Genomic DNA, 9,039 nt, shown 5'->3' with positions numbered 1-9,039 from the left:
AAATAATTTGATAAAATAAATTCTAAGGATAAGTATCAATGAGCGATAAAATACATGATTTGGGGTCAGGTTTTTGGAATATACGCGGCTCATTTCGCATTGGTGGTGTCTTAAATATTGGCACCCAGTGCTCACTAGTGAAGCTAGACTCGGGGCGCTTTGTATTTTTGGACAGCTACGCGCTCACTGATGAGGTACGCAATAAAATCATGGCATTGACCAATAATGGGCAAGATGTCGAAGCGGTACTAAACGTACATCCTTTTCATACCGTTCATTGTGCGCAAATGGCAAAAGACTTCCCGCAAGCGACATTTTATGGCAGCAGCCGTCATCATAAAAAAATTCCTGAAGTACAGTGGGCAGACGATTTGGTCGAAAGTAATGCTGTCGCTCAGCGCTACCCTGAGCTTGAGTTCTCAATGTCAGAGGGCATCCATTACATCTCACCCAATGAGATGATTCATGCAGGCTCACTATTGGCATACCATCCTGCCAGCCAAAGCCTACACGTCGACGATACTTTTATGAGCCCACCGATGAAGCTATTAGAGGCGGTACTGCCCGAGCTAATACTACACCCAACGACCAAAAAAGCACTAAAAAATGAGCCAAACGCAGGTAAGCAATATTGTGATTGGGCAACCCATTTGGCCCATGAATGGCGCGATGTGCGCAACTTCTGCGCTGCACATTCGTACTTAGTGACGTTTAACACAGGTGAGTTTGAAGTGGCACTATTAAAAGCGATTGATAAAGCTCGTCCAAAGTTAGAAAATGCTTAGCTTCTGACGTATGCTACCAATGTAGAAAAGAAAGAAGGTTGCCAAATGAAGTTGCCAAGTAAAATAACCCCCATAAGTTGGACAAACTTATGGGGGTTATTTAAATAATGCTACTCGAAATAAATTACGCTCGAAACAGTAATGTTGTCAGCTCATCCTGATTATTAATAATATCTGCCAATGTATAACCCTCAAGGACTTTAAGAAATGCGGTTAGCGCCTCAAAGAACACCCCTTTTAGTTGGCATGCTGGGCTAATCACACAGCCTGATGATTTATGCTTTGTTTCATCGATAAGGGTGATCGGCAGGCCTGCCGAATGCACATGACGACCGTCATTACTACCATCATTCTCTGGTGTCGCAAAGCACTCGACCAAATCAAAATCAGGTTCTATCTGTTTAATCAGTACGCCCAAATTGATGTCTTTAGGCGCACATGCCAAGCGTATTCCGCCATTCTTACCGCGCACGCTCTCTATATAACCCAGCTGACCCAATTGGTGAATAATCTTGGTCAAATGACTTTTAGAAATACCATAACTATCGGCAATATCACTGATGTTTGCGAGTAATGGTGGCTCTGGTCTCACGGCTAAATAGATTAACGAGCGCAGTGCATAATCACTATAATTGGTTAGTCGCATTTATGTGCGCTCCTATTTCATATAAATTTTTCAAATATTTATCGGCCTAAACTCCGGCATTTAAACCTTATCGTACTCATAGAATCGTATCTATGCCACATAAATTCAAGTAGCCAGTAAATCGATCTTGATAAAAAGAGTCGCTTTTTGGCAACGGTAGCATTACAACGCTCTAGCCAAACAAACCATCGGGTCTAGGACGCGCCAGCAGCGGCAAATAACTGATACAAAACAGCACGAAGCAAGCAATCCATGCGCCTTGAGCAATCATAATCCATAATAGATAATGACTCATATCGGCTAGTGGCAACAGCACTCGGCTAACAAACACCAGCACCATCAAACCATACATAAAGTTTACCGTTTTGGGTGGCTGATGAATGCTGCGTCCCGTATGCCCAAGCGAGACCCGGGTCATCATCGCTACCGTCATCATCCCCACACCAGAAATCGCCAGCCCATGCATAGCCATACTATGAGTATAGCCTAACCACGGTTGTAGCGCGTACAGTAAGAAACTCAAACACATACCCAAGAACGCGATATATAGCGACCAAAGCAATGGTTTTTGCCAAATCCTGCGATGGTACCACCCTACTAAGCGAACGATATTAACCACTGCGACGCCAAGCGCCGTAATCGTCAGCAAGTACTTATTAGGGTAAAATAAATCACTGATAAAAAAGGCTAAAAAGAACAATAAGCTTGCGACATCTTGTACGTTACTATTACGCAGCTTAATGACTTCCGTCGTCCCCATACTCAGACCACGCTCAATAAAGAATGGCACCACGCGGCGGCCAATAGTCAAAACCAAACCAATGATTAAATAAAAACCCAGATAGATGCCTATTTTGGTCATATTCATATCGGCATTGATAACACCCCAATAGCAAAGCCCATTACCGAGGGTTAGTAATACCAGTTTTGCTAAGATACCCATTTGCTTGTATTGCTTAACCTGTAATACCGCTCGTGATATCACCCATGCCATGGTGCCTATAAATAATAAATCAAACACTGCCGCTGCATATAGCAACGATATACTGCTACCAGCAACCGTCAAGCCAAGCCCAAAGCCTATCCAACCAAGACGTCCCAGCAACCAACAGCCAAATATGCCCAGTAGCTTGTAGCCATGCGGCATCATTACCCCTGTCCAAGTCTTCACCGCGGTCAGCAAAAACCCTGCGATGACCGCCAATGCATAACCATAAACCATCTCGTGGCCGTGCCAATACAGCGGATTTAATACTTGTGCGTCAATATCTGTATGACCCGTAAATACAAAAGCCCATAGCACCATTGTTAACACCGCAAATAGCGCGGCAGCACTAAAAAATATGCGAAAGCTCAAATTAAGAATAGGGTGTGGAGAGCTAGGTGGCTTGCTAGGTAAACTGATTGATTGCATAGCGATCTTCTTAGGATTGATTTTGTCTTAGTTTTATCGTTAACTTCGTAACATTCATTTTAAATGAATGTTACAGATTATTCAATCTGTTTAACACTATATAGTTGATGTACTTTAACATAGCCCTGCCAGTGCCATGGCTGAATGTTCAACACGCCCTAGCCATTTTTTAATCCATCTAGATGTCCACCGTTTGAATTGGGGGCACGCTCTAGGTTATTCTAGTCATAAGCATTGACACTCGTCAACCTGACTGCTTAAATGGTTTATACTTAGGAGAATGTCATGACTGAAAAACACACTTTGACTGAAAGGCATAAAATCATCAATAAATTTTTGATGAAACTGACCAAAGAAGCGCCACAGATGTATTATGCCCCGACATCTGAAGTCGCTCGCAGTATCCATATCATGATAAAAGAGCACACCAACCGCTTATCGGTAGAAGAACAAGCGCTGGTCAAGCATATGACTATCGAAGAAATTCAGGATACCTTAGGCTTTCATTTGTAAATAAAAACGCAAGAAGTAGCATAACACCCTCTCTTATGGATAAAAAAATACTGCCATTATGGCAGTATTTTTTTATATTCAAGCGCTAAGCCACAAGCCAAGAATACAGGCTTAAGACAGGCAAGCTTGGAATGACCAATCCTAAAACGCCTAACATTAGAACAGATATAGTTGATTCACTTTAAAAGCGATACGAGTACTACTGGAGTAAATTTTTCGCAGCCTCTGTCACGCAAGCAAGAGAAATTTATAACAGTGGCACTTGGCTAACAACGTATCGACTTTATTTAGAACTACCTATAGCTACTAGAATGGATAGTCGCGTGGCTCATGTTGCATCGAAATCCAATGCGTTCTGGTGAATTCTTCTAGTACCCACTCACCATTGAAACGGCCAATACCTGAATTTTTCTCACCGCCAAATGGTACGTTACTTTCATCGTTCACAGAGACATCGTTGATATGTGTCATGCCCGCTCTAATGCCACGAGCGAAGCGCAACCCTTTTGCCATATCTTTTGTGAACACAGCGCTAGACAGACCATACATGGAGTCATTGGCTATCGATAGTGCATCATCTTCGTCTTTGGCACGAATGATGCCAACCAATGGCCCAAACACTTCATGGCGTGACAAATCCATCTCTCGGGTGACATTGGTAAAGATATGCGGAGGCACTAGCTGACCTTTAATCTCACCGCTCAATAGCATTTTGGCACCTTCTTGCTGTGCTTTAGCGATTTTGTCTTTGAGTGATTCAACTTGTTTTTCATTGATGATTGGACCGACTGCCGTGTCTTTTTTGTTAGGATCGCCAACGTTTAAGGTTTTAACATGAGCCAAGAAACGCTCAACAAAATCATCATAAATCTCATCTTCAACGATAATGCGATTGATAGCGATACAGATTTGTCCTTGATGGAGAAACTTACCAAAGACCGCTGCTTTGACCGCTTGCTCAATATCAGCGTCTTTTAGTACCACAAATGGACTGTTGCCCCCTAATTCAAGCGCTACTTGCTTGATGTAATCGCCACCATTGGCCAGCTCGCCAATATGCTTGCCGACTGAGGTTGAGCCAGTGAACGATACCAAGCTTGGGATATCATGGGTCACGATAGCATCGCCTATTTCGCTACCAGCACCAACGACGACGTTGAGCAGTCCTTTTGGCAGACCTGCCTCTTCAAATACTTTTGCGAGCAGTAAACCACCAGTAATTGGCGTATCACTTGCGGGCTTTAATACGACTGCATTGCCAAGGGCTAATGCTGGCGCGATAGAACGCTGGGTCAAATGTAGCGGGAAATTCCATGGGCTGATAACGGCGACGACTCCGATTGGCTCACGATAAATGAAATTTTCTTTGCCAGGGGTGTTAGATGGGCGAATCTCGCCATGCACACGGTTAGGGAAAGTTGCAGCCTCAAGCGTAATCGCCCGCGCATTACCAAACTCTGCCAGCGCTTTAATGCGCGTGCTGCCAGACTCTTTGATAAGCCAATCGACAACTTCATCTTGACGCTGATCTAAGATATTGACCACGCTATATAGAACAGAAGCACGCTCGATTGGGGTTTTTTGCGCCCATTCTTTTTGTGCTGCATTGGCGGCTTTATAAGCCTCATCCAGCTGCTTATCCGTGGCTTGCTGAATCTCTACTAGCGTATCGCCATTGTATGGATTGACATTGGTATTGACGCTATCATCTTTACCGCTTTGCCACTCCCCTGCGATATATTGCAGGTGAAAATTCTTATAAGCATTGGCTTTAGTGCTATTGGTATCAGTTGACATAATTATCCTTATTTATTTATTTGTTTTTTTGACTTTAAATGAAGCTTTATAGCTAGCAAATCAAAACGCAACTTGCTAGACGACTGGTCTAATGCTACCATAGAGGCACTAAAAGCGAGAAGCATTTGTCATTAAGTATTGTTGAAAAACGTAACCTTAAAAGTAATCTTAAAAAATGCCCGCTTATAATCAGCTTATAAATAAAGACAAGATCTAAGGTTAATAGAAGTCTTAATGAATCACATTTATACCATCTAAACAACCTTATACTATCTAACATCCTAGGAGGACATTACCCGTATGTCTGCTCAATCAACCACCATTGCACCCGATACAAAAACCCACCTATTAGAAATAGGCTATCAGCTGATCGCCAAAAAGGGTTTCACGGCTGTCGGTATCAAACAGATACTAGACACAGCAGGTGTACCTAAAGGCTCGTTTTATCATTACTTCGCCTCAAAGGAAGCTTTTGGGGAAGCCATTATCAGTCACTACTTTACCAATTATAAGGCGCGTTTAGATAGCATCGCCCATCAGAACGTTGATGCTCAGCAAAAGCTCTACAATTACTTTCAGAACTGGTATGACACCCAGCAAAATGGCTGTGATCATGAAAAATGCTTGGTGGTCAAGCTCAGCGCTGAGGTAGCTGATATGTCAGAGCCCATGCGCATAGCGCTCAATGCTGGCTATCAGCAAACCATCGCTTGGCTTAGTGAACAAATCAAAGCGGGTTGGGCAGACAACTCTGTGCCACAGCCTGAAAACATAGCGGCCGAAAGCATGGCCAAGCGCTGGTACTTTGCTTGGCTTGGCGCCAGCTTAATTGCCAAAATCAGTCAAACCAATACCCCGCTTGCAGAAGTATGGCAAATGACCACCTCACAAATGGGACGCTAATGCTATTAGCAACATTTTAGCGATTCATCAGTACACGACACAGCCTAAAATAATCGAGTTATAAGAGAGTTTTGTAAATACTACTAGACGACTGGTCTATTTAATGTACAATGCCTCCAGATGCAAAAAACGAAATGGCTAATTTGCTACTGACATTTTTGCGACTCATATACTTAATACACCTCTAATAAATCTACAATTAACATTAGGATTCTTATGAATAACTTTCAATATTACAATCCAGTACGTATCGTCTTCGGTGAAGAACAAATCAAACAACTTTCAGACTTAGTCCCAAGTGATGCCCGCGTACTTATCACTTATGGTGGCGGTTCAGCACAGCGCACAGGCACACTAGACGAAGTAAAAGACGCGTTAGCAGCGAGCGGTAACCGTGAAGTATTTGAGTTTGGTGGTATCGAACCAAACCCCGAATTCACTACCCTATTGAAAGCTGCTGATATGGTCAATGAGCACAATATCGACTTCTTACTCGCGGTCGGTGGCGGCTCAGTTATCGATGGCAGTAAGTTTGTCGCGTTGGTGTCTTCACTAACCGAAAACAACGGCGCTGTCTCACGTGATAAAGCATGGGAGGCACTCACCAGCTATTGCAAAAATATCGATTCTGCCATCGACTTGGGCGCAGTATTGACCATTCCAGCCACTGGCTCTGAGATGAATTCGGGCGGCGTGGTCAATCATAGCGAACGCCAAGCAAAACTGCCCTTTGGTAACCCATTAGCTTTCCCTAAATTCTCGATTTTAGATCCGACTAAAACCTTAACACTACCTAAGCGTCAAGTGATGAACGGGGTTGCTGATGCTTTTGTCCACGTCATTGAGCAGTATTTGACTTATCCCGTCAATGCCAAAGTACAAGATGCCTTTGCCGAAAGCTTGCTTAAGATTTTGATTGAAGAAGGCGCAGCGGTTAAAGCGGATCCAGAAAATTTAGAAACACGTAAGAATATTATGTGGACGGCCACGATGGCGCTGAATGGTCTAATCGGTACAGGGGTTCCACAAGATTGGACGACGCATATGATCGGTCACGAGCTGACTTCACTACACGCTATTGACCATGCACGTACACTGACGATCGTCTTGCCATCTGTGATGCGTGAGCTCAAAGACAGCAAAAAAGACAAGCTATTGCAATATGCACGTAACGTCTGGAATATTGAAAGCGACGCCAGCCAAAATGACGACGATGTTATTGAAGCCGCTATTGTTAAGACTGAAAAATTCTTCCGTGAGCTTGGGTTGCCAGTGAGCTTAGCTGATGCAGAATTAGATGAATCAGCCATTGATCCTATTATTAAACAGCTAGAAGCACACAAAATGGTCAAGCTGGGTGAGCACGGTAAGAATGACTTAGCAGTATCGCGCCGTATTCTACAACGTGCCGTGACTAGTAAAGCATCTTAAGAAGAAACACCGTAGTAATAAGCAGTACATATAGCCATGCTATTTATGGTAGTCATTCAGTACTTAGTAACCATTCAGTACTTAGTACAGTAGATTCAACTTAAAACCAATAAATAAAAAAAGGAGCCTGCTATGAGCTTTGATAATAATTTTAAAGAGCAGCAAAACCAACAAACCAACCGTCAAATCAAGCTTGCCAGCCGCCCCACAGGTGAGCCAAAAGCGGAAAACTTTGACATGGCAACGGGTGATATTCCAACGCCAAATAACAATGAGATGCTGCTGCGTACCGTCTATTTGTCATTAGATCCGTACATGCGCGGACGTATGAGTGATGCCAAAAGCTATGCTGACCCATTAGAAGTGGGCGATGTCATCATGGGGGCGACCGTTGCCCAAGTCGTTGAATCTAATATCGATAAATTTGCGGTGGGCGACTTGGTGGTCTCAAACTCAGGCTGGCAGGACTATAGCGTCAGTGATGGCGAAGGCGTTCTCAAGTTAGACAAAGACATGCCAAACCCTTCTTATGGTTTAGGCGTATTAGGTATGCCAGGCTTCACCGGTTACATGGGTTTGACTGACATTGGTCAACCGAAAAAAGGCGAAACATTAGTTGTCGCTGCAGCGACTGGCCCAGTCGGTGCGACTGTCGGTCAAGTCGGTCATCAGTATGACGTGCGTGCTGTCGGTATCGCTGGCGGTAAAGAGAAATGTGACTTCGCGGTTAATGATCTGGGCTTTGATATTTGTATCGATCATAAAGCCGATGACTTTGCCGAGCAACTAAAAGCCGCTTGCCCAGATGGTATCGATATTTATTATGAAAACGTCGGCGGCAAAGTATTTGATGCCGTTATGCCATTATTAAATGCCCATGCGCGTATCCCAGTTTGTGGATTGGTCTCGCAATATAACGCCACCGAGCTACCTGATGGCAAGGATCGTTTGAGTATATTAATGGGTCTTATCTTAAGTCAGCGCCTCACGGTCAAAGGCTTTATCATCTTTGAAGAATATGGCGATCATTTCCCTGAATTCTTAAAAACCATGAGCAAATGGGTTGAGTCGGGCGATGTGAAAACCAAAGAGCACATCACCGATGGCTTAGATAGCGCGCCAAACGCCTTTGTTGGTATGCTGAACGGTGATAACTTTGGTAAAACCGTGATCAAGGTATCCGACGTTAAGTAGTTACGTTCAAATAACCACTTAACAACATAACTGGTTAAGACAACTACTGAAAAGTGTTATCAAAAAATGAATACTGGTAATAATTATCGTCGCGGCAATATACTTTAAACATACTTAATGGATATAGCTGATCCACTTTAAAACCGATACGAGTGCTACTGAAAAAGTGCTACTGGGGTAAATTTTCGCAGCCTCTGTCACGCTTGTAAGCAGCAAGCAAAATATATAACAGTAGCACTGTGGCTAACAACGTATCGATTTTATTTAGCACTACCTATAGCCTGATTTAGTCGCGCATGATTGTTAACCCTTTAATTTGACTCTTAGATTAACACATGAAGTGCAATACCAAATGC

8 protein-coding genes are annotated in these 9,039 nt (G+C 43.4%); 5 read left to right on the top strand and 3 right to left on the bottom strand.

All coding sequences use genetic code 11. The features are described 5' to 3' along the window. Window positions 1-38 precede the first annotated feature (38 nt). A complete protein-coding gene (locus ACT3TU_RS12890) occupies window positions 39-785 on the top strand; it encodes a hypothetical protein (protein WP_192523843.1) in 747 nt (248 codons plus the stop codon). Window positions 786-909: 124 nt separating this feature from the next. On the opposite strand, the gene ACT3TU_RS12885 is transcribed toward ACT3TU_RS12890, so the two are convergent. Then, the gene (locus tag ACT3TU_RS12885) at window positions 910-1,431 is read right to left on the bottom strand and encodes an Rrf2 family transcriptional regulator (RefSeq protein ID WP_192523842.1); all 522 of its coding nucleotides are present in this window, start codon (window positions 1,429-1,431) and stop codon (window positions 910-912) included. 172 nt (window positions 1,432-1,603) lie between these two features. Continuing rightward, complete coding sequence (locus tag ACT3TU_RS12880; RefSeq protein WP_192523841.1) at window positions 1,604-2,845, bottom strand: NnrS family protein; 1,242 nt, start codon at window positions 2,843-2,845, stop codon at window positions 1,604-1,606. A 285-nt stretch (window positions 2,846-3,130) separates the two neighbouring features. On the opposite strand from ACT3TU_RS12880, the gene ACT3TU_RS12875 reads away from it, so the two are divergent. Further along, window positions 3,131-3,358: a hypothetical protein gene (locus ACT3TU_RS12875; RefSeq protein ID WP_192523840.1), complete on the top strand. Its 228-nt coding sequence runs from the start codon at window positions 3,131-3,133 to the stop codon at window positions 3,356-3,358. Between the two features lie 306 nt (window positions 3,359-3,664). Here the strand turns inward: ACT3TU_RS12875 and ACT3TU_RS12870 are convergent, their stop codons facing one another. Then, a complete protein-coding gene (locus tag ACT3TU_RS12870; RefSeq protein ID WP_192523839.1) occupies window positions 3,665-5,155 on the bottom strand; it encodes an aldehyde dehydrogenase family protein in 1,491 nt (496 codons plus the stop codon). A gap of 300 nt (window positions 5,156-5,455) precedes the next feature. On the opposite strand from ACT3TU_RS12870, the gene ACT3TU_RS12865 reads away from it, so the two are divergent. The 3 genes from ACT3TU_RS12865 (at window position 5,456) to ACT3TU_RS12855 (ending at window position 8,683) form a co-directional block, all read left to right on the top strand. Further along, the gene (locus ACT3TU_RS12865) at window positions 5,456-6,058 is read left to right on the top strand and encodes a TetR/AcrR family transcriptional regulator (protein WP_192523838.1); all 603 of its coding nucleotides are present in this window, start codon (window positions 5,456-5,458) and stop codon (window positions 6,056-6,058) included. Window positions 6,059-6,274: 216 nt separating this feature from the next. Then, window positions 6,275-7,489: an iron-containing alcohol dehydrogenase gene (locus tag ACT3TU_RS12860; RefSeq protein WP_192529585.1), complete on the top strand. Its 1,215-nt coding sequence runs from the start codon at window positions 6,275-6,277 to the stop codon at window positions 7,487-7,489. A gap of 132 nt (window positions 7,490-7,621) precedes the next feature. Then, window positions 7,622-8,683 (top strand): NADP-dependent oxidoreductase, encoded by a 1,062-nt coding sequence (locus ACT3TU_RS12855; protein WP_192529584.1) that lies wholly within the window; start codon window positions 7,622-7,624, stop codon window positions 8,681-8,683. Window positions 8,684-9,039: the final 356 nt, after the last annotated feature.

The organism is Psychrobacter sp. AOP3-A1-26 (assembly GCF_052378235.1).
Classification (GTDB): Bacteria; Pseudomonadota; Gammaproteobacteria; order Pseudomonadales; family Moraxellaceae; genus Psychrobacter.
This window is presented reverse-complemented; position numbering and strand designations above follow the sequence as displayed.

Coding starts and splice junctions, on each gene's coding strand:
- ACT3TU_RS12885 (WP_192523842.1), bottom strand. CDS start 1,431: ATGCGACTAACCAATTATAGTGATTATGCACTGCGCTCGTTAATCTAT.
- ACT3TU_RS12865 (WP_192523838.1), top strand. CDS start 5,456: ATGTCTGCTCAATCAACCACCATTGCACCCGATACAAAAACCCACCTA.
- ACT3TU_RS12890 (WP_192523843.1), top strand. CDS start 39: ATGAGCGATAAAATACATGATTTGGGGTCAGGTTTTTGGAATATACGC.
- ACT3TU_RS12855 (WP_192529584.1), top strand. CDS start 7,622: ATGAGCTTTGATAATAATTTTAAAGAGCAGCAAAACCAACAAACCAAC.
- ACT3TU_RS12875 (WP_192523840.1), top strand. CDS start 3,131: ATGACTGAAAAACACACTTTGACTGAAAGGCATAAAATCATCAATAAA.
- ACT3TU_RS12870 (WP_192523839.1), bottom strand. CDS start 5,155: ATGTCAACTGATACCAATAGCACTAAAGCCAATGCTTATAAGAATTTT.
- ACT3TU_RS12860 (WP_192529585.1), top strand. CDS start 6,275: ATGAATAACTTTCAATATTACAATCCAGTACGTATCGTCTTCGGTGAA.
- ACT3TU_RS12880 (WP_192523841.1), bottom strand. CDS start 2,845: ATGCAATCAATCAGTTTACCTAGCAAGCCACCTAGCTCTCCACACCCT.